20 protein-coding genes and 1 pseudogene are annotated in these 24007 nt (G+C 68.6%); 7 read left to right on the top strand and 14 right to left on the bottom strand.

Annotated elements, in window-relative coordinates; genetic code table 11:
* Positions 1-22 precede the first annotated feature (22 nt).
* The 9 genes and pseudogenes from UYS_RS0206300 to UYS_RS17015 all read right to left on the bottom strand — a co-directional run bounded on the left by UYS_RS0206300 (position 23) and on the right by UYS_RS17015 (position 10216).
* Positions 23-928, bottom strand: a complete 906-nt coding sequence (locus UYS_RS0206300; RefSeq protein ID WP_016854657.1) for an urease accessory protein UreD — start codon at positions 926-928, stop codon at positions 23-25.
* A 284-nt stretch (positions 929-1212) separates the two neighbouring features.
* On the bottom strand, positions 1213-1911 hold the full coding sequence (gene urtE / locus UYS_RS0206295) for an urea ABC transporter ATP-binding subunit UrtE (RefSeq protein WP_016854656.1): 699 nt from the start codon (positions 1909-1911) through the stop codon (positions 1213-1215).
* Positions 1905-2753 carry an urea ABC transporter ATP-binding protein UrtD gene (urtD, locus tag UYS_RS0206290; protein WP_016854655.1) on the bottom strand — a complete coding sequence of 283 codons (849 nt, stop codon included), beginning with the start codon at positions 2751-2753 and terminating at the stop codon, positions 1905-1907. Before urtD ends, urtE begins: the two co-directional genes overlap by 7 nt.
* Complete coding sequence (gene urtC / locus UYS_RS0206285) at positions 2750-3892, bottom strand: urea ABC transporter permease subunit UrtC (protein WP_016854654.1); 1143 nt, start codon at positions 3890-3892, stop codon at positions 2750-2752. Before urtC ends, urtD begins: the two co-directional genes overlap by 4 nt.
* Positions 3893-3895: 3 nt before the next feature.
* The gene (gene urtB, locus UYS_RS0206280; protein WP_016854653.1) at positions 3896-5500 is read right to left on the bottom strand and encodes an urea ABC transporter permease subunit UrtB; all 1605 of its coding nucleotides are present in this window, start codon (positions 5498-5500) and stop codon (positions 3896-3898) included.
* Positions 5501-5562: 62 nt separating this feature from the next.
* Entirely contained in the window at positions 5563-6882 is a 1320-nt protein-coding gene (gene urtA, locus UYS_RS0206275) for an urea ABC transporter substrate-binding protein (RefSeq protein ID WP_016854652.1), read from the bottom strand.
* Positions 6883-7249: 367 nt separating this feature from the next.
* Positions 7250-8776 carry a tripartite tricarboxylate transporter permease gene (locus UYS_RS0206270; protein ID WP_016854651.1) on the bottom strand — a complete coding sequence of 509 codons (1527 nt, stop codon included), beginning with the start codon at positions 8774-8776 and terminating at the stop codon, positions 7250-7252.
* A complete protein-coding gene (locus UYS_RS0206265) occupies positions 8776-9228 on the bottom strand; it encodes a tripartite tricarboxylate transporter TctB family protein (RefSeq protein WP_016854650.1) in 453 nt (150 codons plus the stop codon). Before UYS_RS0206265 ends, UYS_RS0206270 begins: the two co-directional genes overlap by 1 nt.
* Positions 9225-10216: pseudogene (locus UYS_RS17015) on the bottom strand (Bug family tripartite tricarboxylate transporter substrate binding protein). Before UYS_RS17015 ends, UYS_RS0206265 begins: the two are co-directional and overlap by 4 nt.
* 261 nt (positions 10217-10477) lie before the next feature.
* Here UYS_RS17015 and UYS_RS0206255 point away from each other — a divergent pair.
* From UYS_RS0206255 to UYS_RS0206240, 4 genes are read left to right on the top strand one after another with little or no spacing between them, the layout of a single operon-like run.
* Positions 10478-11089: a helix-turn-helix domain-containing protein gene (locus tag UYS_RS0206255; RefSeq protein ID WP_016854649.1), complete on the top strand. Its 612-nt coding sequence runs from the start codon at positions 10478-10480 to the stop codon at positions 11087-11089.
* On the top strand, positions 11086-11745 hold the full coding sequence (locus UYS_RS0206250) for a response regulator transcription factor (protein WP_016854648.1): 660 nt from the start codon (positions 11086-11088) through the stop codon (positions 11743-11745). The genes UYS_RS0206255 and UYS_RS0206250 overlap by 4 nt, the downstream gene beginning before the upstream one ends.
* Positions 11742-13115, top strand: a complete 1374-nt coding sequence (locus UYS_RS0206245; RefSeq protein ID WP_016854647.1) for a sensor histidine kinase — start codon at positions 11742-11744, stop codon at positions 13113-13115. The genes UYS_RS0206250 and UYS_RS0206245 overlap by 4 nt, the downstream gene beginning before the upstream one ends.
* Complete coding sequence (locus tag UYS_RS0206240; protein WP_016854646.1) at positions 13115-14194, top strand: ABC transporter substrate-binding protein; 1080 nt, start codon at positions 13115-13117, stop codon at positions 14192-14194. The genes UYS_RS0206245 and UYS_RS0206240 overlap by 1 nt, the downstream gene beginning before the upstream one ends.
* A 27-nt stretch (positions 14195-14221) precedes the next feature.
* Here UYS_RS0206240 and UYS_RS17010 read toward each other — a convergent pair whose 3' ends face one another.
* From UYS_RS17010 to UYS_RS0206215, 5 genes are all read right to left on the bottom strand, one after another.
* Entirely contained in the window at positions 14222-14641 is a 420-nt protein-coding gene (locus UYS_RS17010) for a septal ring lytic transglycosylase RlpA family protein (RefSeq protein WP_016854645.1), read from the bottom strand.
* Between the two features lie 43 nt (positions 14642-14684).
* Positions 14685-15560, bottom strand: coding sequence for a uroporphyrinogen-III C-methyltransferase (cobA, locus tag UYS_RS0206230; RefSeq protein WP_026068389.1), 876 nt, complete (start codon positions 15558-15560; stop codon positions 14685-14687).
* A 170-nt stretch (positions 15561-15730) separates the two neighbouring features.
* Positions 15731-17191 carry a sodium-dependent transporter gene (locus tag UYS_RS0206225; RefSeq protein ID WP_016854643.1) on the bottom strand — a complete coding sequence of 487 codons (1461 nt, stop codon included), beginning with the start codon at positions 17189-17191 and terminating at the stop codon, positions 15731-15733.
* A gap of 162 nt (positions 17192-17353) precedes the next feature.
* Positions 17354-18466 (bottom strand): 4-hydroxyphenylpyruvate dioxygenase, encoded by a 1113-nt coding sequence (hppD, locus tag UYS_RS0206220; protein WP_016854642.1) that lies wholly within the window; start codon positions 18464-18466, stop codon positions 17354-17356.
* 216 nt (positions 18467-18682) lie between these two features.
* The gene (locus UYS_RS0206215; RefSeq protein WP_016854641.1) at positions 18683-19012 is read right to left on the bottom strand and encodes an MTH1187 family thiamine-binding protein; all 330 of its coding nucleotides are present in this window, start codon (positions 19010-19012) and stop codon (positions 18683-18685) included.
* A 169-nt stretch (positions 19013-19181) separates the two neighbouring features.
* Between UYS_RS0206215 and cfa the strand changes: the two genes are divergently transcribed.
* The 3 genes from cfa (at position 19182) to UYS_RS0206190 (ending at position 24007) form a co-directional block, all read left to right on the top strand.
* Positions 19182-20333, top strand: coding sequence for a cyclopropane fatty acyl phospholipid synthase (gene cfa, locus UYS_RS0206210; RefSeq protein WP_016854640.1), 1152 nt, complete (start codon positions 19182-19184; stop codon positions 20331-20333).
* Positions 20334-21056: 723 nt separating this feature from the next.
* A complete protein-coding gene (locus UYS_RS0206195; RefSeq protein ID WP_016854637.1) occupies positions 21057-21974 on the top strand; it encodes a sensor domain-containing diguanylate cyclase in 918 nt (305 codons plus the stop codon).
* An 83-nt stretch (positions 21975-22057) separates the two neighbouring features.
* Positions 22058-24007 carry a RecQ family ATP-dependent DNA helicase gene (locus UYS_RS0206190; RefSeq protein ID WP_016854636.1) on the top strand — a complete coding sequence of 650 codons (1950 nt, stop codon included), beginning with the start codon at positions 22058-22060 and terminating at the stop codon, positions 24005-24007.

The following is a 24007-nucleotide window of genomic DNA, read 5'->3' as shown; positions in this document are numbered from 1 at the left end:
GGCCCCGGCTCATGTCGGTCCGTCAGGTCAGCCAGATACGCGGCACGCAGGCAGCCCGCCCCGCCAGCCGCGGGCGCAGCACTTCCCAGGCCCGCTGACAGAGCGACCAGGCGACGTTGCGTTCATCGCCCAGGTAGCGCAGCAGCAGCACGCCCTGGCGCACCGTCACCGCCCACTCCCGACCCGCCGGCAGCGCCTCGCGCAGCGCGGCGATCGCACCGGCCTCGTCGTCGAGCCCCACCGCCCACAGCGTCGCCTGAACGCCGGCGCCACCCTGCCCCCAGGCGCCGCGGAAGCGACGATGGGCCGGGTCCAGCAGCTGGCGTTCGCACCACAGCGGGCGCCCCTCGCGGGTCAGGCGAAAGCGCTGCTCGATGGCGCCGGAGACATAAGGCAGCTCGCTTGCCGGCCGCCCCAGCGCCAGCACCTCCCAGCCCAGGCAGCGCGCCCCGGCGGCCAGCGTGATGTCGGTGACCTGGCTGCCCTTCGAACCGTCGAAGGCGATGGTCTCCTGGGGCAGCCACTCCAGCAGCGCGTGCTCGGCCACGTCGAGCCGGGTGTGCTGATGCCAGCGCACGCCCTGACTGTCGGCACGATAGAGCTTGTTGGCCGCCGGCGTGGTGAGCAGCGCCCGGGCCCCGGGCGCGAGCCGCGCCTCGATGGCGAGCTCGTCGCCGCTGACCAGTCCGCCGGGCGGATGCAGCAGATAGACGTGGCAGGCGCCGGGGCGGCCCGCCTCGTCGGGGGCCTCCGGATAGAAGGGACGCTGCACGCGCAGCGGGCCCTGGTGGCGGGACTTGAGCAAGCGGGTATGGCCATCGTCGCGGGCATCGAAGGCCAGCGACAGCGACGCCGCCCAGCGACGCTCGCCGTCGAAGCGGTGGCCCGACTCGGCGGGCGACGGGAGGGCACGCGGAATGGCGGTCATCGACGGGTCCTGTCGGTCGGGTGGCTGTTGTCCATTGCCCTGACTCAGCAAGTCACGTACCAAGTTGGTGAAATCACGAAATAGTCGTTAATAAACAATGTCTTATTTTGTACACAATGGCGTATCCCAAGGCCGCACTGCACCAGGAAGGCACACCCAGGCCCTCGGGGCGCACTGATATCGATCGCACTTTTTCTCTTTCGCACCAGCATGATGCACCACACCCGTCGGGAGGGGACCTCGCGACGGGCGTGGTGCGGGTGCGCCGAGTCCGACGCTCGGCGTCAGACGGTCAGGTGGGTCTTGATCAGCTCGTCGTCGAGCTCGTCGATCTCCCCTTCGGCCACGGGCCGGCCGCGATCCATGATCGCGAAGCGGTCGGCGTACTTGCGGGCGAAGGGCAGCTTCTGCTCCACCAGCAACACGGTCAGGCCGTCCTCTTCGATCAGCCGGCGGATCACCTCGCCGATCTGGGCGACGATATTGGGCTGGATGCCCTCCCCCGGCTCGTCGAGGATCAAGAGCTTCGGCTCGAGCACCAGGGCCCGGCCGATGGCCAGCTGCTGCTGCTGGCCGCCGGAGAGGTCGCCGCCGCGCCGGTGGCGCATCTCGGCCAGCACCGGGAACAGCTCGTAGATGCGCTCGGGAATGCGCCTGGCGCCGTCGCCGCGGGCCGCCAGGCCGGTGCGCAGGTTCTCCTCCACGGTCAGCAGCGGGAAGATCTGGCGCCCCTGGGGCACGTAGCCGATGCCGAGCCGCGAGCGATCCTCCACGCGTTTCTGGGTCAGCTCCACGTCGTCGGCGTAGCGCAGGCTGCCCGAGGCCACCGCGACCTCGCCCATCACCGCCTTCATCAGGGTGGTCTTGCCCACCCCGTTGCGGCCCATGACGCAGGTGCACTGCCCGGCCGGGATCTCGAGGTCGACGCCCCACAGGGTGTGGCTCTCGCCGTAGTACTGATCGAGTGCGCGAATGCTCAGCATCGGGCGTCCTCCGTGTTGTCCGACTCGGTGCCGAGATAGACCTCGACCACCCTCGGGTCGCTCGACACCTGATCCATGCTGCCCTCGGCCAGCACGCTGCCCTGGTGCAGCACCGTCACGGTGCGCGCGATCGAGCGCACGAAGCCCATGTCGTGCTCGACCACCACCACCGACTGCTTGCCGGCCAGGCCGGTGAGCAGCTCGGCGGTGCGCTCCATTTCCTGTTCGGTCATTCCCGCCACCGGCTCGTCGACCAGCAGCAGCCGCGGCCGCTGCATCAGCAGCATGCCGATCTCCAGCCACTGCTTCTGGCCGTGGGAGAGGATCCCGGCCGGCCGATCGCGGTGCCCGGTCAGGCCGATGGTGACCAGCACCTCGTCGATGCGGTCCCGCGCCTCGCCGGAGAGCCGGGCGGTCAGCGTCGGCCAGATGCGCTTGTCGGCGGCCATGGCGAGCTCGAGGTTCTCGAACACCGTCAGCGCCTCGAAGACGGTCGGCTTCTGGAACTTGCGGCCGATGCCGAGGCTCGCGATCTGCGGCTCGTTCATGGTCAGCAGGTCGTGGCGGCTGCCGAACCACACCGAGCCGTGATCGGGTCGGGTCTTGCCGGTGATGATGTCCATCATGGTGGTCTTGCCGGCGCCGTTGGGGCCGATGATGCAGCGCAGCTCGCCGTCGTCGATGGTCAGGTTCAGGTCATTGATGGCGCGGAAGCCGTCGAAGCTGACGCTGACGTCCTCCAGATACAGGATGGGACCGTGGCGCACGTCCACCGGCGAGCGCGCCGGCGCCATGAAGTCGAAGACGCGATCGCGGCTGGCCATCTCCTTGAGCAGGTTCATGAGCTCGCTCCTTGCGCGGGTGTCTCGGAGGCGTCGTCATCGCGACGGCGGCGCAGCGACGCCAGCAGGCCGGCCACGCCCTTCGGCAGCAGCACCGTGACCACCACGAACAGCCCGCCGAGGGCGAACAGCCAGGCCTCCGGCATCACCCCGGTGAACACCGTCTTGGCATAGTTGACCACCAGCGCCCCGATCACCGCGCCGTAGAGGGTGCCGCGGCCGCCCAGGGCGACCCACAGCACCACCTCGATGGAGAAGATCGGCGAGAACTCGCCGGGGTTGATGATGCCGACCTGGGGCACGTAGAGCGCCCCGGCCACGCCGGCGAGCATCGCCGAGACCACGAACACGAACAGCTGCACCCGCTCGACGCGATAGCCGAGAAAGCGCGTGCGCGCCTCGGCGTCGCGGCAGGCCATGCTGACCCGCCCCAGCTTGCTGGCGACGATGGCCCGGCACAGCACGTAGCCCAGCGCCAGCGCCAGCCCCGAGGCCAGGAACAGCCCCAGCCGCGTGGCGTCGCTGCGCAGGTCGTAGCCGAGCAGCTCCTTGAAGTCGGTCAGGCCGTTGTTGCCGCCGAAGCCCATCTCGTTGCGGAAGAAGGCCAGCATCAGGGCGAAGGTCAGCGCCTGGGTGATGATCGACAGATAGACCCCGGTGACCCGCGAGCGGAACGCCAGGAAGCCGAACACCAGCGCCAGCAGCCCCGGCGCCAGCAGCACCATCAGCAAGGCGAACCACGCCATGTCGAAGCCGTGCCAGTACCAGGGCAGGCTGTCCCAGTCGAGGAACACCATGAAGTCAGGCAGCACCGGGTCGCCATAGACGCCCCGGTCGCCGATCTGGCGCATCAGGTACATGCCCATGGCGTAGCCGCCCAGGGCGAAGAAGGCACCGTGGCCGAGGCTCAGGATGCCGAGATAGCCCCACACCAGGTCCAGCGCCACCGCCAGCAGCGCGAAGCTCAGGTACTTGCCGAGCAGGGTCACGGTATAGGTCGAGACGTGCAGCGGATGTCCCGCCGGCACGATCAGGTTGAGCAGCGTGAAGACCGCCAGGGCGGCCAGCAGCACGCCGAGGAATATCTGCGTCGAGCGCTCGCGCAGCGGCCGCGACAGCCAGGATCTCGAAGCCAGCATGGATCAGCCCTCCGCCGCACGGCCCTTCTGCGGAAAGAGTCCGCGGGGGCGTTTCTGAATGAACAGGATGATGAACACGAGCACCAGGATCTTGGCCAGCACCGCGCCGGCCCAGGGCTCGAGCACCTGGTTGATGACGCCCAGCGACAGCCCGGCCACCAGGGTGCCCCACAGGTTCCCCACGCCGCCGAACACCACCACCATGAACGAATCGATGATGTAGTTCTGGCCGAGGTTGGGGCCCACGTTGGTCAGCTGCGAGAGCGCCACGCCGGCGAGGCCGGCCACGCCGGAGCCCAGCGCGAAGGTCAGGATGTCGACCCGGGTCGCGCGGATGCCCATCGAGCGTGCCATGGCACGGTTCTGGGTCACGGCACGCACCTCCAGGCCCAGCCGGGTGCGGCGCATCACCAGCATCAGCCCGGCGAACACCAGCAGCGCGAAGCCCAGCACGAGGAGGCGATTGAGGGTCAGCGACAGGCCCTCGTTGATCATCAGCGAGCCGCTCATCCACTCCGGCGAGACCACCGTGCGGTTGAGCGGCGAGATCAGGGTGCGCACCAGCTGCTGGAGGATCAGGCTGACGCCGAAGGTGGCCAGCAGGGTCTCCAGCGGGCGGCCCTTGAGGAACTGGATGACGCTGCGCTCGATGACGATCCCGGCCAGCGCCGCGACCAGGAAGCCCGCGGGAATCGACAGCAGCAGCGCCAGCCCCGGCTGGCCCGGCAGCAGCTGCTGCATGCCCCAGGTGGTGTAGGCGCCGAGCATGATCAGCTCGCCGTGGGCCATGTTGATCACGCCCATCACGCCGAAGGTGATGGCCAGGCCGATCGCCGCCAGCACCAGCACCGAGCCGAGCGACAGGCCGAAATACAGCGTCTGGATGCCGTCGTTGAGCTTCTGCTTCTGCTCGATGCCGGCCAGGGCATCGGTGGCGGCCTCGGCCAGGGCCGCGTCGTCGCTGCGGGCGGCGGCGCTGAGCGCCGAGCGCACGGACGTATTCAGGCTGCCGGACAGCGCCTCCACCGCCTCGAGGTCGCCCCGCTCCAGGCGCTGGATGGCGATGGCCTGGGTCAGCAGCCGGCGCACCTCGTCGTCGGCCTCGTTCTCCACCAGGCCATTCAGCGGCTCGACCATCGACGGGCTCACCTCGCCGAGCAGGTCCCGGGCCGCCTCGCGGCGCGCCGAGACCGCCGGGGCGCGGAGGTCGAGCAGCGCCAGGGTGTTCTGCAGCTGGCCGCGCAGCGCATTGTTGATGCCGATGCGATCCAGATCGCGTCGCGACATCTCGCCGAGGTCCTCGTCGGTGAGCGCATCGCGCACCGGCCAGTGGCGACCGCGATTGGCGAGCACCACCACGAAGCGGCCGCCGTCTTCCTGGCGCTGCAGCTTGCCGTCGAGCAGCGCCTCGAGCCAGACGCGGCTCTGCGGATGTCCGCTGTCGGCGATGGCCGTCACGGCCTCGCCCTTGGCGGCATAGGAATCGGTGTCGAGGGCCTCGAGCAGTGCCCGGCCGTCGTCATCGGGCGCGGCCAGGGCGGCCGGCGCGGCGAGCGAGACGACGATCAGGCACAGCAGCCCCTGCACGAGGGAGCGAATCGTCCTCATGACCATGTCCTGTCAGTGGGAGAATGGAAGGCCCGGGCCGCGACCGCGGCCCGGGGAGCGGCTTATTCGACCGAGGCCACCTCGGCGTCGGCGCCGCCACCGCAGCGTCCCTCGACGACGTTGTAGTTGCCGCAGCGCATCGGCGCGCGCCAGTCGCTGATCAGGTCGCGCGAGCCCGGCAGGTAGTCGGACCAGGCATCGCCGGCCACGGTGGACGGGGTCTCCCAGACGATGGAGAACTGGCCATTGTCCTGGATCTCGCCGATCAGCACCGGCTTGGTGATGTGGTGGTTGGGCATCATGGTGGCGTAGCCGCCGGTCAGGTTGGGCACGGAGACGCCGATGATGGCGTCCTTGACCGCGTCGACCTCGGCGGTGCCGGCCTTGCGCACGGCCTCGGCCCACATGTTGAAGCCGATGTAGTGGGCCTCCATCGGATCGTTGGTGACCGCCATCTCGTCGCCGGTGTAGTCGATCCAGCTGTCGATGAAGTCGTAGTTGGTGTCGGTATCGACGCTCATGAAGTAGTTCCAGGCGGCCAGATGGCCGACCAGCGGCGCGGTGTCGATGCCGGACAGCTCCTGCTCGCCCACCGAGAAGGCCACCACCGGGATGTCCGCGGCGTCGATGCCCTGATTGCCGAGCTCGCGATAGAACGGCACGTTGGCGTCGCCGTTGATGGTCGAGACCACCGCGGTCTTCTTGCCCTGGCTGCCGAAGTCGGCGATGTCGGAGACGATGTTCTGCCAGTCGGAATGCCCGAAGGGGGTGTAGTTGACCATGATGTCGTCATCGGCCACGCCATGGTCCTTGAGGTAGGCCTCGAGGATCTTGTTGGTGGTGCGCGGATAGACGTAGTCGGTGCCGGCCAGCACCCAGCGCTCCACGCCGACCTCGTTCATCAGGTAGTCGACCGCCGGGACCGCCTGCTGATTGGGCGCCGCGCCGGTGTAGAAGACGTTCTCGGAGGACTCCTCGCCCTCGTACTGGACCGGATAGAACAGCAGGCCATCGAGCTCCTCGACCACCGGCAGCACCGACTTGCGTGATACCGAGGTCCAGTTGCCGAAGATCACGTCGACCTCGTCCTGGGCCAGCAGCTGGCGCGCCTTCTCGGCGAACAGCGGCCAGTCGGAGGCCGGGTCGACCACCACCGGCTCGAGCTCGCGGCCGAGCAGGCCGCCCTGCGCGTTCTGCTGCTCGATCAGCATCAGCATGGTGTCCTTGAGGGTCGACTCGCTGATGGCCATGGTGCCGGAGAGCGAGTGCAGGATGCCGACCTTGATCGGGTCCTCCTGGGCCATGGCGGGGGCCGAGACGGCGAGGCTCAGCAGGGTGGCGGCGAACAGACGCTTGGGCACGGCGGGCGAATGGGAACTCATGATGATCTCCTTGTCGATCCAGACGAAGTATTGGCGTTGTTATAAAGGGCGGTGGCACGCCACGGTGCACCATGCCCTACCCTCGATGTGCAAGAGCTACGCCACATTCTGGATCAACCGGGATAAACATTAACTTTCAATTATTTAATGAATCCTCCAACACACTTCCTCCTGCCGATAGTGCCCTTCTGGTGCAAGTGTCGCACCGGCTTCGCTCCACTTTGGTGCCACCCCTCGGCGCTGAGAGGTCGCGGCCGGGGGCGCATGGTGTCGCTGTCGATATCGGTGTCAGGCCGATAACGAAACGGGGGCGCCGGCACGATGCCGACGCCCCCGTCAGGTGGCGGATGCGATCAGGTTCACGCCATCAGTCGCCCTCCGGGCCTCCGGTGCCGGTGGCCACCTTCATGCGACGGCGCAGCAGCGGGCCGACGATGTAGGGCAGGATCAGGCCCAGGCCGGCGAAGACCCACAGGCCGATGGCCAGGCCGCTGTCCCACAGGATGGTCCAGTCACCGCCGGAGATGTCCATCGCGTGGCGCAGGTTCTTCTCCATCTCCGGTCCCAGCAGCAGGCCGAGGATGATCGGCACCAGCGGAATCTCCAGCTTGCGCAGTACATATCCCGCCACGCCGAAGGCCACCATGAAGTAGAGGTCAAAAGCCGAGTTGCTGATCGAGTAGATGCCGACGAAGGCCACCATGGTGACGATCGGCAGCAGGAACATCGGCGGAACTGAGAGCAGCTTGACGAAGATGCCCACCAGCGGGATGTTCAGCACCAGCAGCAGGAAGTTGCCGATCAGCAGCGCCGCGATCACGCCCCAGACGATATCGGCGTTCTGGGTGAACATTAGCGGCCCGGGGGTGATGTTAAGCGAGATCAGCAACGCCAGCAGCACCGCAGTGGTACCGCTCCCCGGCACGCCGAGGGTCAGCATCGGCACCAGCGCGCCGGAGGAGGCACCGTTGTTGCCCGCCTCGGGGCCGGCCACGCCGCGCGGATCGCCCTCGCCGAAGTAGCCCTTCTTGCCGACCATCTTCTTCTCGAGGGTGTAGCCGATAAAGCTGCCCAGGGAAGCCCCGGCACCCGGCAGTACCCCTGCGATGAACCCCAGCACGCCGCCGCGGATGCTTGACGGCATGATGCCGCGGATGTCGGACCACTTCAGCGACAGCTTGTTGACGGTCATCTTCTCCTTGCCGCCGCCGGCCTTGTCCTCGATGAAGAACAAGAGCTCGGAGATGGCGAACAGACCGACAATGGCGATGATGAAGTCGACGCCCTCGTAGAGCTCCAGCACGCCGAAGGTGTAGCGCTGCACGCCAGTGTTGTCGATGCCCATCGTGGAAATCATCAGGCCCAGGCAGGCGGCCACCACGGTCTTCATGGGGTTCTTGCCGGTAATGCCGCCGAGGGTGGCGAAGGCCAGCAGGAACAGCGCGAAGTACTCGGCCGGGCCGAAGGAGAGCGCGAAGTCGGCGAGAATTGGCGCCACCAGGATGAGCCCCACGGTGGCGATCAGGCTGCCCATGAAGGAGGCCATAGCGGAGATCGCCAGCGCCTCGGCGGCCTTGCCTTTCTTGGCCATGGGATAGCCGTCGAGACAGGTCATCATCGCCGGCTCGTCGCCGGGGATGTTGAGCAGGATCGAGGAGATACGCCCGCCGTACATGGCCCCCGCATAGACCGAGGTGAGCATGATCAGGGCAGTCTCCGGCGCGAGTCCTAAGGTGAAGGCCAGCGGGATCAGGATCGCCACGCCGTTGGATGGACCGAGCCCCGGCAGGGCCCCGATCAAGGTGCCGAGGAAGGCGCCGAACAGGGCGAACATCAAGTTATGCGGCGCCAGGGCGACGCCGAAGCCGTCGATCAGGTAACCCAAGGTTTCCATCAGTTCACCTCCAGGACAGACAGCGGCCCCAGTGGCAGCGCCAGGTCGAGGGCGAAGTTGAAGATCAGAAACACCACCACGCCGGCCACGCCACCGGTGACATAGGCCCGGACCGGGGAGGCGCCCATGCGCCAGCACAGCGTGCCCACCGCCAGCAGGGTGCTGAGGATGAAGCCGAGCGGCTGCAGCAGCGCGGTGTAGACGATCAGCACCGCCACAGCGATCAGCAGCTCGGCGCCGGTGCGGCTCCAGGGCCAGGCGTTATCCGGGTCGGGACGCACGATCAGATAGAGGCTGGACAGCGCCAGCACGACGGAAAGCAGCAGCGGGAAGGTCTCGGGGCCGACGCCCTCGGACCCGCCGAACGGTTCGGGAAACTGGGTAGCACCCCAGCCGTACGCGACGGCCAGGGCGATCAACAGGACCCCGAAGATGCGGTCGTTGAAGGTCATTCCTGAATCAGCCCGATATCCTTGGAGAGTTGGTCTCGATGTCGGCGATCTGGTCGGTCACGAACTGCTCGAACTCACCGGCGCTCATGTGGAACGGCATCAGGCCGTTGCTGGCCATCACGTCCTTCCACTCCTGGCTCTCGTAGATGGTGTCCATGGCATCCATCCAGTACTGCTTGGCGTCGTCGGAGACGTCGGCCGGCATGTAGAAGCCGCGCCAGTTCGGACCGATGGCGTCGATGCCCTGCTCGCGGGCGGTGGGGATGTCGCTGTACTCGCCCGGCAGGCGCTCCTCGGAGAGCACGGCCAGCACCCGCAGGTCACCGGATTCCATGAAGCCCTGGGCCTCGGTGATGTCGCCGGTGAAGGCATCGACGTGGCCGCCGACCACCTGGGTCATGGCCTCGCCGCCGTTGTTGTACGACAGGTAGGGAATCCGCGGCAGGTTCTCGACCCCGGCTTCCTGGGCGGCGATCAGCACCTTGAGGTGGTCCCAGCCGCCCTTGGCGCTGCCGCCGGCGAACTTGACGCTGCGCGGGTTTTCCTTGAGCGCGTCCATCAGCTCGGGCAGGTCGTCGTACTCGGAGCCATCGGCCACGGCGATCACGCCGTAGTCGGCACCCAGCGCGCCCACCCAGTTGACCATGTCGGCGTCCATACCCGGGAACTGGCCCTGGGCCAGACGGGTGGTGGTGGCGGTGGAGGCGGCGACCAGCAGCTGCTCGTCGCCGGCGCGCTTGCTGACGGTGTGGGCGTAGGCCACGCCGCCGCCGGCACCGGCCATGTTGATGGTCTGCACGCTGGCCGGCACCAGGTCCAGCTGTTCCATCACGTTGCCCACGCTGCGGCAGGTGAAGTCCCAGCCGCCACCCGGGTCGGCGGGGGCGATGCATTCGACCTTGCCTTCCGGCTCGAAGGCCATGGCGGAACCGGCGCTGACGGTGAAGGCGGCGACGGCGACGAACTTGAGTGGCGTTCTCACGGACATTGTTGTTGTCCCCTCTGATGTTTTCGTTGGCAGATCGGGTCGGGCTTGTCGGACGCTGACACCTGCCTTACAATTCTGTAAGACAGAACAACGTTCCCTTGAGCGGAAAATTAGGCCGCCCATGCCATGGGGGTCAATGCCGTTTCGGCGAATTGCGACCAAAGTTGCAGAGGTTCGGATCGCCGTCACGGAGGCCGCACAAGGCCATGAGAGACCATCCACGGGCGATGGCGAGAGCAAGATCATGAACGAGGAGCGACGATGGCCCAGGACCGCGTCGAGGCCGTCGAGCGCGCACTGACCGTGCTCGAGGTGTTCGATTCTTCCCAGGAGGCGTTCACCCTGGCCGAACTGGCCGAGGCGACCGGCTTCTACAAGAGCACCCTGCTGCGCCTGCTCGGCTCGCTGGCCCGTTTCGACTACGTGCAGCGCGGCGAGGACGGCCGCTGGCGGCTCGGCGGCAGCCCCATGCGCCTGGCCCGTCGCCACGCGCCCTCGCAGCAGCTGGCCGTGCGCGTCCAGCCCTGGCTCGACCGCCTGGCCGCCGAGACCGGCGAGACCGCCGCCCTGCTGGCGCTGCATCCCGGCGAGGCGGAATGCCGTCTGGCCGCCCTGCCCGCCACACCGCTGCGCCACGACCTGCGCCCCGGCAGCCGCTGGCCGGTGGAGCAGGACATGGACCCGCGCCCCGCCCTGCCCGGCGGCACCATGACCTGCCTGGCGCTGGCCGACGCGCCCGGGGAGCCGCCGCTGTGGCTGTCGCTGTCCGGCCCCGCCGGCCGCCTGGCCCCGGGGGCCGCCCACGAGGCCCTGGCCCGGGCCCGCGATGCCCTGAGCCGAAGCCTAGCCGGCGAGGAGGAGACCCCACGATGATGCTGCTGGTGGAAGACGATCGGCTGCTGGCGGAGACGCTGGTGGACGCCCTGTCGCTGGAGGGACACGGCATCGAGCACCTGGCCGACGGCGACGCCGCCCGGCAGCGCCTGGACGGCGCCGACCACGGCCTGTCGCTGGTGCTGCTGGACCTCAACCTGCCCGGCTGCAGCGGGCTCGAGGTGCTCGAGACCCTGCGCCGCCACGACGCCGACACCCCGGTGCTGATCCTCACCGCCCGGGGCGCGGTGGAGGATCGCGTGCGCGGGCTCGATCTCGGCGCCGACGACTACCTGGCCAAGCCCTTCGCCCTGGACGAGCTCGAGGCCCGTGTGCGCGCCCTGCTGCGCCGCCGCGAGCGCGGCCAGGCGCTCCAGGTCGGCCCGCTGGCCTTCGACGCCCCGGCCCAGCGCTTCACCCTCGACGGCGAGACACTGTCGCTGCCGCCGCGGGAGCAGCGCCTGCTGGCCTGCCTGATGCGCCACGGCGGCGAGCCGGTCGACAAGGCCCGCCTGGCCGAGGAGGCCTTCCAGGGCGAGGCCATGGGCGACAACGCCATCGAGGTCTACGTCCACCGCCTGCGCAAGCGCCTGGCCGGCAGCGCCGTCGCCCTGCGCACCGTGCGCGGCCTGGGCTACCTGCTGGAGGCCGAGTGACGCGGCGCGACAGCCTGTATCGGCGCCTGCTGACCTGGCTGCTGCTGCCGCTGATGGCGCTGGGCGCGCTGATGGTGCTGCAGGCCTGGATCGAGGCCCGCCACACCGCCGATCGCGCCTTCGACCGCCTGCTCGAGGCCGCCACCCTGGCCATCGCCGAGCAGGTCCAGTGGCAGGACGAACGGCTGTGGCTCGACCTGCCGCCGGCGGCGCTGGAGATGCTCGCCACCGACACCGAGGAGCGCGTCTTCTACGCCCTCTACGACGCCGAGGGGCGCTTCGTCACCGGCAACGCCGACCTTCCCGGCCCGCCCCGCCGCGACGGCAATGACGAGAACGCACTGCGCTTCCGCGATCTGGTCTGGCACGACCTCGAACTGCGCCAGGGCGTGCGCCGCGCCCGCCTGGAGGACTGGCGGGCGCGCGAGCGCTTCGAGGTGCGCGTCGCCCACACCCGCGAGGGGCGCGAACGCCTGACCGGCGAGCTCTTGCGCGCCAATCTGGCCTACATCCTCGGCATGGCGGGGCTCGCCGCCGCGGTGGTGGTGCTGGCCATTCGCGGCGCCCTGACCCCGCTGAGCCGCCTGCGTCGCGCCATCCGCGCCCGCGACCCACGCACCCTGGCGCCGCTGGAGCTGCCGCTGCCGCACGAGCTCGCCGAGCTGCGCGAGACGCTCAACGAGCTGCTGGCCCGCATGCGCCGGGTGAAGGCCAACCAGGAGCGCTTCATCGGCGACGCCTCCCACCAGCTGCGCACGCCGCTGGCCGGCCTCTCGGCCAGGGCCGAGCTGGCCCTGCGCCAGGACGACCCGCAGCACTGGCGCGAGGCGCTCGAGGCCATGCAGGCCACCAGCGCCCGCACCTCGCATCTGGCCGTCCAGCTGCTGTCACTGACCCGCCTCGACAACCCCGAGTACCACCCTGAGCTCACCCCGGTGGATCTCGATGCCCTGGCGCGCGGCGCCGTGCGTCGACACTGGAGCCCCTGCCATCGCGCCGGCATCGACTTGGGGCTCGACGCCCCGGACTCCCCGGTGACGGTGGCCGGACTCGACTGGCAACTCGAGGAAGTGCTGGCCAACCTGATCGACAACGCGCGCCGCTACGGGGCGACGCGCATCACCGTGCGGGTCACCGCCGCCCCGCCCGTGCTCGAGGTCGAGGACGACGGGCCCGGCATCCCCGCCGACCGGCGCCTGCTGATGCTGCGCCCCTTCCATCGCGGCAGCGACGATCCCGACGGCTCCGGGCTCGGGCTCGCCATCGTCGACGGCATCGCCCGCACCCACGGCGCGCGCCTGCGGCTCGACGATGGCCTGGACGGCCAGGGGCTGCGGGTCGGCCTGCACTTCCCGGAGGAGATCGCCTGATGCGACATCGCTGGCTCGCCCTGCTGTGGCCATGGCTTTGCCTGGCCCCGCTCGCCGGCGCCGACGAGCGCCTGCACTACCCCGCCGAACCGATGACCGGGACCTCGGGCGAGCTGGTGGTGCACGGCGCGCTGGACCTGGTCTACGCCCGGCCACTGTTCGAGGCGTTCCACGCGCGCCATCCGGGCATCGCGCTCACCTATCGCAACCTCGACACCCTGAGCCTGCATCGGCGCTTCCTGGCGCATCCCGACGAGGTCGACGTGCTGATGTCCTCGGCCATGCCCTGGCAGTACCGTCTGGCCAACGACGGACACGCGCGCCCGCTGGCGTCGCCGGAGGCCGAGGCCTGGCCCGCCTGGGCGCGCTGGCGACACGAGCTGTTCGCCTTCACCTTCGAACCGATCGTGATGGTGGTGCGGCGCGAACTCATCGAGCGCTTCGGGCGTCCGGAGAGCCACGCCGATCTGCTCGCCATGCTCGAACGCCATCCCGAGGCCCTGCGCGGGCGCGTGGTGACCTACGACCCGGAGCGCAGCGGCGCCGGCTACGGCTATGCCATTCAGGAATCGCGGCTGACGCCGCGCTACTGGGACCTGGTGGCCGCCTTCGGGGGCGCCCGAGCGGCGCTGGCGACCACCACCGGCGAGATGCTGGCGGGCCTCGACGACGGCCGCTACTGGCTGGGGTACAACCTGCTGGGCAGCTATGCCCGGGCGGTGGCCGACGCCAATCCGGCGCTGGAGGTCGTGGTGCCCGATGACTATGCCCTGGTGACCCAGCGCCTGGCGCTGATCTCGCGCCACGCGCCGCATCCGGACAACGCGCGCCACTTCATGGACTTCCTGCTCGGCGAGGCCGGTCAGCGGGTGATCGCCGAGGCCACGCCGCTGGGCGCCGTACACCCGGCCCTGGAGGGTCCGGGCACGGCCACGGCCCTGCAGGCGACCCACGGCGAGGCACTGAGGCCCGTGTCGCTGGGGCCGGGGCTGCTGGCCACCCTGGACGACCTCAAGCGCCAGGCGCTGCTGACGCGCTGGAAACGGGAGTTCACACGCACGGACGCCGCGTCACCCTGACGGGCGACGCGGCGTCCGGACAACGGATCAGTCGACCAGGCTGAGCTGGACCCGGGCCGTGCCGCGATGGAGCATGCCGAGCGCACGGGCGGCGCTCTTGGAGAGATCGATCACGCGGCCGGAGACGAAGGGGCCACGGTCGTTGATCATGACCTCGACCTGACGGCCGTTGTCGGGCCGGGTCACCAGCACCTTGGTACCGAACGGCAGGGTGCGGTGCGCGGCGGTGAATTCACGCTGGTCGAAGGCGTCGCCGCTGGCCGTGGTGCGCCCCTGGAAGCGATCGCTGTAGAAGGACGCCACGCCCTTCTGGATCGACGCGGCGTCGCCCTCGTCGTGGGCCAGGCTCGGACCGGTGCTGCCGAACATCCCGGCCAGCAGGCCGATCATCGCCAGACGGCGAACGCCGCTGAAGCGGACCGGGCCCGCCTTGCCGAAAAACCCCATGTGTCACCTCGCAACAGCATGGGCGCCAATCGACCTCCTGCGATCAGGCGCCGCCAGACGTATCGGACGGTGTCGGGTGCTTTCCCTGCAGCCAACCATGGCTGGCGGCTCGATCGCTGTCGAACCAGGCCAGCGCGTCATGCAATGTCACCACCGTGCCGACGATGATAAGCGTTGGAGGGCGGATATTAGCCAACTCATCGGCCGACGGCAAATCCGACAGGCTGGCCACGTGCACCCGCTGGCGTGCCGTGGTGCCCTGCTCGATCAGCGCCAGGGGCGTGTCATCCGCCAGCCCATGGGCACGCAGTTGCTCGCAGATGAGCTCGAGGCTGCCGAGCCCCATGTAGAACACCAGGGTCTGGCCGGGGCTGGCCAGCGCCGGCCAGTCCAGATCGCAGCTGCCATTGCGCAGGTGGCCGGTGATGAAGCGCACCGAATGGGCGTGATCCCGATGGGTCAGCGGAATGCCGGCATAGGCGGCGCAGCCCGAGGCCGCGGTGATGCCCGGCACCACCTCCACCTCGACGCCGGCCGCCACCAGGGTCTCGAGCTCCTCGCCGCCGCGGCCGAAGATGAAGGGGTCACCGCCCTTGAGGCGCACCACGCGCTTGCCCGACTGCGCCCAGTCGACCAGCGCCTGGTTGATGCCCTCCTGGGGCACGCTGTGGTCGGAGCGGGCCTTGCCGACGTAGAGACGCTGCGCCTCGGGGCTGGCCAGGGCCAGGATCTCGTCGCTGACCAGCCGGTCATGGAGGATGACATCGGCGGCCTGCAGGCGCCGCAGCGCCTTGACGGTCACAAGCTCCGGATCACCGGGCCCGGCGCCGACCAGGCTGACGCGCCCGGGCACCAGGTCGGACGCCGCGGGAGGCAGCCGGAGAGCCGAGGAAGCGGACGGAGGGGTCGCGGCGCACATATTCCAATATCTCGATCAAAAAAAGATTTTATATGCAATAAAGTAATTAATTTGCCGGCAAAATGCCACTCCCCATCGCCTCTCATCCAGGATTTGTGTGCCCGCACGATGCCTGAAACGACGCGGCCCCCGCCAGAGCGGGGGCCGCGCACACGCGAAGCACGGTGCCGTCAGGCGGACAGCGTGCGCATCAGCCGAGGGCTGGCGAGCTCGCCGATCAGCGTGATCACCGCCAGTGCCAGCAGCAACCAGGGCCACTGCACGCCGAACTCCAGGGTGGCGATGCCCAGGGCATCGAGAAAGATGACCACGATGCCCAGCGGGCTGACGTAGCGCACCATGAACAGCCACAGGGCATGCACCGCCGGCGACAGACCGAGCTCCTCGCGCACCGACTCGCTGTTGAGCACGAAGCCGGCCAGCAGCGCCACGCCCAGGCCGCCGAGCGGCATCATCCAGCGCGAGGTCAGGTAGTCCAGCCAGTCGAAGAAGTGCTTGCCGGCCAGGGTCCAGTCGGCGCCGACGTTGAACGACAGCATGGCCAGGGTGCTGATCACCCACAGCACGATGCCGATGCCCCAGGACGCGGTGCGACGCGAGATGCCCTTGTTGTCGGTGAGCCAGGAGACCGTGGCCTCGACCATGGAGATCGAGGAAGTCAGCGCGGCCATGGACAGCATGACGAAGAACAGCACGCCGAACAGGGTGCCCATCGGCATGGCCTGGAAGGCCAGCGGCAGGCTCATGAAGATCAGTCCCGGACCGCTGCCCGGCTCCATGCCGTTGGCGAAGATCACCGGGAAGATCGCCAGGCCTGCCATCAGCGCCACCAGGGTATCGGCGACGGCCACGCTGAGGGTGGTGCGGCCGATGGAGGCGTGGCGCGGCAGGTAGCTGCCGTAGGTCAGGATCGCGCCGGAGGCCAGCGACAGGGTGAAGAAGGCGTGGCCCATGGCGGCCAGCATGCCTTCGCTGGACAGACTGCCGGCGTTGAAGGCGAACAGGAACTGCACCGCCTCGCCGAAGCCGCCGGAGAAGGCGCCGTAGACGATCATGATCACCAGCATCACGACCATGCCGGGCATCATCCAGCTGACGCTCTTCTCGATACCGGCCTGCACGCCCTTGCCGACGATCACCATGGTGGCGACCGTGACCAGGGTGCTCCAGAAGCCCAGGTTGAACGGGTTGGCGTTGTTGGCGCCGAAGATGGCCGCCATGTCGTCGACGCTGGAGCCGGCCAGGCCGCCGGTGAGCATCTTCCACAGGTAGGAGAAGGACCAGCCGGCCACGACCACGTAGAAGCACAGGATCATGAAGCCGCAGAGCATGGCCATCCAGCCGAGCAGCGACCAGGCCGAGGCTCCCTTCGATTCGGCGGTGACCCGGCGAATGGCGTCGATGGGGCTGCCGCGGCCACGGCGACCGAGGGCGATCTCGGTCATCATTACCGGCACGCCGATGGCCAGGATGCAGGCCAGATAGACCAGCACGAAGGCCCCGCCGCCGTATTCGCCGGTCATGTAGGGAAACTTCCAGACGTTGCCCAGGCCGACCGCGGAGCCGGTCGCCGCCAGGACGAAGCCCCAGCGGCCCAGCCACTGAGTACGGGGTTGTGAGTCGTTAGTCATGTCACACCAGGGATCACGGAACTGTTGTTGTCGCCGCCACACAGCATGGGGCCACCGCAAGGCGGCTATTGTGACGGATTTTATCGTGGTTGGGCAGGGAGACGGCGGATTGTTCTGTTTTCCGCCTCCCCGCCATGACCGGCACTCGGCCGACCGGTGGGATCAGTCTGCCTTGAGCACGCCGCGGCGGATCTGGTCCTCCTCGATGGATTCGAACAGGGCCTTGAAGTTGCCCTCGCCGAAGCCGTCGTTGCCCTTGCGCTGGATGATCTCGAAGAAGATCGGCCCGATCACGGTCTCGGTGAAGATCTGCAGCAGCACGCCCTGCTCCGGGGCACCGTCCACCAGCAGGTTCAGCTCGCGCAGCTCGTCGAGGTTCTCCTCGTGGTTGGGCACGCGCTGGTCGACCCTCTCGTAGTAGGTGTCCGGGGTGGACAGGAACTGGATGCCGTTGGCCTTCAGCGCGCGCACGGTGGCGTAGATGTCGTCGGTGGCCATGGCCAGGTGCTGGATGCCCTCGCCGTTGTACTCGCGCAGGAATTCGGCGATCTGGGAGCTGTCGTCGGCGGACTCGTTGATCGGGATGTGCATCTTGCCGCAGGGCGCGGTCATGGCCCGGGAGTAGAGCCCGGTCTTCTTGCCGGCGATATCGAAGTAGCGCAGCTCGCGGAAGTTGGCCAGGCGGGTGTAGAAGCCGGCCCAGACGTCCATCTGGCCGCGATCGACGTTGTGGGTCAGGTGATCGAGCACCTGCAGGCCGACGCTGTGATCCCGAGCGCTGCGGCCCTCGATCGGCGCGAAGTCGATGTCGTAGATGCTGCGACCCTCGCCGTCGAGCCTGTCGTCGACGAAGTACAGCAGCGAGCCGCCGATGCCCTCGACCGCCGGAATGCCGACCTCGCCCTCGCCCACCGGCACCTCCACCGGCGTGGCGCCGCAGTCCACGGCGCGCTCGAAGGCCCGGCGGGCATCGGCCACCTTCCAGGCCATGGCGCAGGCGGAGGGCCCGTGAACGCGCGCGAACTCGGCGGCGTGGCTGCCGGGTTCGGCGTTGAGCACGAAGTTGATCCTTTCCTGCTGGAACAGGAAGACGTCCTTGGAGCGATGCTTGCGCGTCTCGGTGAAGCCGAGCTGCAGGAACAGGCGGCGCAGCGCCTCGATGCCCTCGGCGGTGGGCGCGCTGTACTCGACGAAGGCGAAGCCGTCGGTGCCGAGCGGGTTGGTGGTATCGGTCTGGGGCGCCTGAGCGGGGGTGCCTTGGACGGGGGCGTTCATGCAGAACCTCCGGGGTGCTTGTGATTGTGATCTCCGGGCCTTGGCCCGTCGAGGTGCCCCCAGACTAGTGCGCCTCGCCCCCCGCCGGAATGCGCCGCGGCGCCCTCCCGCCGCCCTCGGGCGGCCCGCCTCGACGGGCATCGTCAAGATTCCGTGACACCGTCATCCCACCCCCCAAACCTCCTCGCTCGGGCGGAAAGGTTCGCTGACAGGCCGTCAAATTTTCGTTACACCCTGAGCGTCGGTATCGCCCAGCAGGCGCTCGACACTTTCGACCTTGTCATCCATGCGCTGCTCCCGGTCGGTCCGCGTCCCCATCTTGAGGGTCGAGGTGATGCGCGGCGCCCCCATCTCGTGCACCGTCTCGTGACAGCGCTTGACCACCGCCATGACCTCGTCCCAAGGCCCTTCGATATTGGTGCCGTAGGCATGCATCCGGTAATCCAGCCCGGAGGCCTCGATCACCCGCTGGCAGGCCGCCACCTGGGGCGAGACCGACACACCGACGCCCAGCGGCACCACACACAGATCCACGATGACGTGCATGATATTGCCCTCTTCTCTTAACGGTTGGTGATTTATAAAACAGTAACGTGAGTTGTCAGAAACGCTCACGCCTGATCTATGCTAACGCCTTGTAATAGAACAATCGGAATCACGCCACCTCCCGCTTTCACATCCCGGCTGCCCCGACTCTGAAGGACCAGGAGGAACCATGACCAGCGACCCACGTCTCGGCCCCATCGCCCTGCCCGACACCCGAGCCCGACGCGTCTTCGAGAAGCTGCTCGACGGCTCCGGCATCGCCCTCAACGGCTCGGCCCCCGCGGACATCCGCGTCTACCACCCCGACTTCTTCTCTCGGGTTCTGCACCAGGGCACCCTGGGGCTCGGCGAGGCCTACATGGACGGCTGGTGGGAGTGCGAACACATCGACGAACTGGCCCACCGGCTGCTGCGCCATGGCCTGGGCGAACATGCCCAGTCCAGGTCGGAACGGCTGATGTATCGCCTGCAGTCCGGTTTCTTCAACCTCCAGAGCCGCGCCCGCGCCCATATCGTCGGCGAGGCCCACTACGACTTCGGCAACGACCTCTTCGAGCGCATGCTGGACGAGACCATGTGCTACTCCTGCGGCTACTGGAAGGACGCCGGCGGCCTGCGGGAGGCGCAGCACGCCAAGCTCGAGCTCGCCTGCCGCAAGCTCGAGCTGGAGCCCGGCATGCGGGTGCTGGACATCGGCTGCGGCTGGGGCAGCTTCGCCGAACACGCCGCGCGACATCACGGGGTCGCGGTCACCGGTATCACCATCTCCAGGGAGCAGGCGGAGCTGGCCCGCCGGCGCTGCGAGGGGCTGCCGGTCGAGATCCTGCTCGAGGACTACCGCGAGCTCGAGGGCCAGTTCGATCGCGTGGTGTCCATCGGCATGTTCGAGCACGTCGGCCATCGCAACTACGCGACCTACTTCGAGACCGTGGATCGCCTGCTGCCCGCCGACGGCCTGTTCATGCTGCACACCATCGGCTCCAACACCTCTCATATCAGCGCCGACCCCTGGATCAACCGCTACATCTTCCCCAACGGCGTGCTGCCCTCCGCCCGGCACATCGCCCAGGCCAGCGAGGAGCACCTGCTGATGGAGGACTGGCAGAATTTCGGTGCCGACTACGACCGCACCCTGATGGCCTGGCTCGAGAACTTCGACGCCCACTGGGACGAGATCGCCGACCGCTACAACGAACGCACCCGGCGCATGTTCCGCTACTACCTCGCCATCTGCGCCGGCGCCTTCCGCGCCCGCAATCTGCAGCTGTGGCAGGTGGTATTCTCGAAAGGCCGGGAGGGACGCTACGACGCACCGCGCTGATGAATAACACGCCGATGAAGAGACAGGCGCCGAGGCGCATGTTCCGGCTCCTGCGGGGCCTCGCCATCTGCGCCGGCGCCTTCCGCGCCCGCCATCTGCCGCTGTGGCAGGTGGTATTCTCGAAAGGCCGGAGGGGACGCTACGACGCACCGCACTGATTAAAGAACACGCCGTGAAGAGACAGGCGCCGAGGCGCATGTTCTGGCTCCTGCGGGGCCTGACCAGCTGCGCCGGCGCCTTCCGCGCCCGCCATCTGCCGCTGTGGCAGGTGGTATTCTCGAAAGGCCGGGAGGGACGCTACGACGCACCGCGCTGATGAAGAACACGCCGACGAGGAGACAGGCGCCGAGGTAGAATCCAAGGCTGACAGGCTCGCCCCTCCATCGGGCGACTTCCCCGCACACGGTTTTCCCTGATCCCAACGTCATCCTTGGGTGCCTCGGCGACGCCCGGTTTCCCGCTTCCCTGCCCTTGTGCCCCGCCAGCTGACTGCAAACATGAGTCAGTTCGCCAGCCCACTTCAGGCACCGACGCTGTCGCCAATCTCCTACACCAGGCGCAGCGTCTGGCCTACGTCCAATGCGTATGTCGGTCAACGGCAACGAATGTATTATATTTCACTTCATTAAAAACAATGATGGCGCGCTCCTCCTCCGCGACGATCGCCACGCATTCAACGACAAAGACACTCCTGTACGCAGCAGGAACCAACAGGGAAACCCCATGCCTCCCATCGATGTCGCGCCGTGCACGGAACGGCTGGAACCGTCGAGGGTTCTGGAACTGGCCGATCAGCTGCCCGGGCTGATCTTTCAGCTGCATCGCAGCGCCACCGGCCATCTCCATTTCCCCCTGCTGATGGGCAGCGGGATCCAGCTGCTGGAGCTGGACCCGGAACGCCTGGCCGAGAACGCCGAGCCGGCCCTCGCCCACATTCACGAGGCGGACCATCCCGGCCTGATGGCCAACATCGAGCGCTCGGCGCACTTCGGCTCGCCGATCATTCTCAAGTTCCGCTTCGTCATCACGGAAGCGCGATGGCGCTGGATCGCGGTGCGCGCCCAGCCGCAGCGGGTCGAGACAGGCGTGCTGTGGCACGGCATGATGCTCGACGTCAGCGAGCAGGTCGCCGAGGAGGAGCGCCTGCGGGCGCTGTCGGACAGCGACACCCTCACGGGGCTGGCCAACCGGCGCAAGCTGCTGAGCCGGCTCGACGAGGAAATCTCGCTGAGCAACCGCCATGCGATCCCGCTGTCGCTGATGATGATCGACATCGACCACTTCAAGGCGATCAACGACACCTGGGGACACCTGCAGGGGGATGCCACGCTGCGCGAGCTGGCCGACTGCTGCCGCTCGCTGCTGCGCGAGGAGGACCTGCTGGCCCGGCTCGGCGGCGAGGAATTCGCCCTGCTGCTGCCGCTGACCTCCCGGCAAAACGCCGCCCTGCTGGCCGAGCGCCTGCGCCGGGCCATCGCCGAGCACCACTTCGACGACCTCGGCCCCGGGCGGATCACGGTCAGCATCGGCATCACCGAGCACCGGGTCGGCGACGCCCGCGACACCCTGCTGCAGCGCGCCGACGCCAGCCTCTACAAGGCCAAGCACCAGGGCCGCAACCGGGTGGTGGCCGACGGCTGACGACGGGGCCGCCCCGGAGCGGGGCGAGATCGCCGCCCATGGCGTGTATCCTTGTCGCTTCATCGACGCCGCCCGGAGCCGCCATGACCGCCATCGACCAGACCCTCGCCCGGGTCTTCGGCTATCCCGACTTCCGCCCCGGCCAGCGCCCGGTCATCGAGGCCGTGGTCGCCGGCCGCTCGGCGGCCGCCATCTTCCCCACCGGCTCGGGCAAGTCGCTGTGCTACCAGCTCTCCGCCCTTCACCTGCCGAATCTGACGCTGGTGGTCTCGCCGCTGCTGGCGCTGATGCAGGACCAGCTGGCCTTCCTGCAGCGTCACGGCATCGCCGCCGCCAGCCTCGACTCCTCCCAGAGCAAGGACGAGGCCCGGGCGGTGATGGACGGCGTGGCCCGCGGCGACATCCGCATCCTGATGGTGTCGGTGGAGCGGCTCAAGAACGAGCGCTTCCGCGCCTTCATTCGCCGCGTGCCGATCTCGCTGCTGGTGGTCGACGAGGCCCACTGCATCTCCGAGTGGGGCCACAACTTCCGCCCCGACTACCTGACCCTGCCGGCCACGCGCCACGAGCTCGGCATTCTCCAGAGCCTGCTGCTGACGGCCACCGCCACCCCCAAGGTGATCGAGGACATGCGCCGTCACTTCGCCATCGAGGCCGAGGACGTCACCGCCACCGGCTTCTACCGCCCCAACCTGGACCTGCAGGTGGCGCCGGTGGCGGCCGACGAGCGCCCGCGGCGGCTGGTCGAATGGCTGCGCCCGCGAATCGAGGGGCCGAACGCCGGGGCCACCGTGGTCTACGTCACCCTGCAGCAGACCGCCGAGCGCCTGGCGGCCTATCTCGGCGCCGCCGGCCTGCCCGCGGCGGCCTATCACGCCGGCCTCGACGCCGAGACCCGCGCCCGCCGCCAGGACGACTTCATGGCCGGGCGCACGCCGGTGATCGTCGCCACCATCGCCTTCGGCATGGGCATCGACAAGAGCGACATCCGCGCCGTGGTGCACTTCGACCTGCCCAAGTCGGTGGAGAACTACAGCCAGGAGATCGGCCGCGCCGGGCGCGACGGCGCCCCGGCCGAGTGCCTGATGCTGGCCGGTCGCGATCACCTCAGCGTGCTGGAAAACTTCACCTACGGCGACACCCCGGAGCGCGACGCCATCGCCCGGGTGACGGCGACCCTGCCCGCCCCCGGCGAGGACTGGGCCTTCACCCTCAACACCCTCTCCCGGGACAGCGACATCCGTCCGCTGCCGCTCAAGACGCTGCTGGTGCACCTGGAGCTGGAGGGCGTGATCCGGCCGCGCTTCAGCTACTTCGCCGAATACCGCTTCCGCCTGGAGGAGCCGGCGGAGACCCTGGTGGCCCGCTTCCAGGGCGAGCGCCGGGCCTTCGTCGAGGCGATCCTCGAGGCCTCGTCGAAGGCGCGCACCTGGTACCGGCTGGACCTCGAGGCCCTGGCGCGGCTGGGCGCCGAGCGCGGCCTCGACACCTCGCGCCAGCGCGTGATCACCGCCCTGGACTACTTCGCCGACAAGGACCTGATCACGCTGGAAAGCAAGCAGATGACCGAGGTCTTCGAGGTGCGCCAGCCCGTCGACGAGGCCCTGATCACGCGACTGCACCGGGCCTTCGTCGACAAGGAGCGGGCCGAGATCGAACGGCTGCACGCCATGCTGGCGCTGTTCGAGGGCGAAGGCTGCCTGACCCGACGGCTGGCGGACTGGTTCGGCGACGCCGCCGCCCCCGAACGCTGCGGCCACTGCTCGGGCTGCCGCGGCCAGGTGGCGCAACTGCCCTCCCCGCCGCCACCGGCGCCGCTCGCCGCGATGGACGCCGCCGCCCTGACCGCGCCGCTGCGCGAACGGCTCTCGGCCGCCGGCGAAGGCGAGGCCGCCACCGCGACGCTGCTGGCCCGCTTCCTGTGCGGGCTGACCTCGCCGCGGCTGACCCGCCACAAGGCGCGCCAGCTCGACGGCTTCGCGGCGCTGGAGGCCCATCCCTTCGGCGAGGTGCGCGACTGGCTTTCCCGCTGA

The organism is Halomonas smyrnensis AAD6 (assembly GCF_000265245.1).
In the GTDB taxonomy this organism is placed as follows: domain Bacteria; phylum Pseudomonadota; class Gammaproteobacteria; order Pseudomonadales; family Halomonadaceae; genus Halomonas; species Halomonas smyrnensis.
The sequence above is the reverse complement of the archived record's forward strand: the minus strand, read 5'-3'. Positions and strand labels throughout refer to the sequence as shown.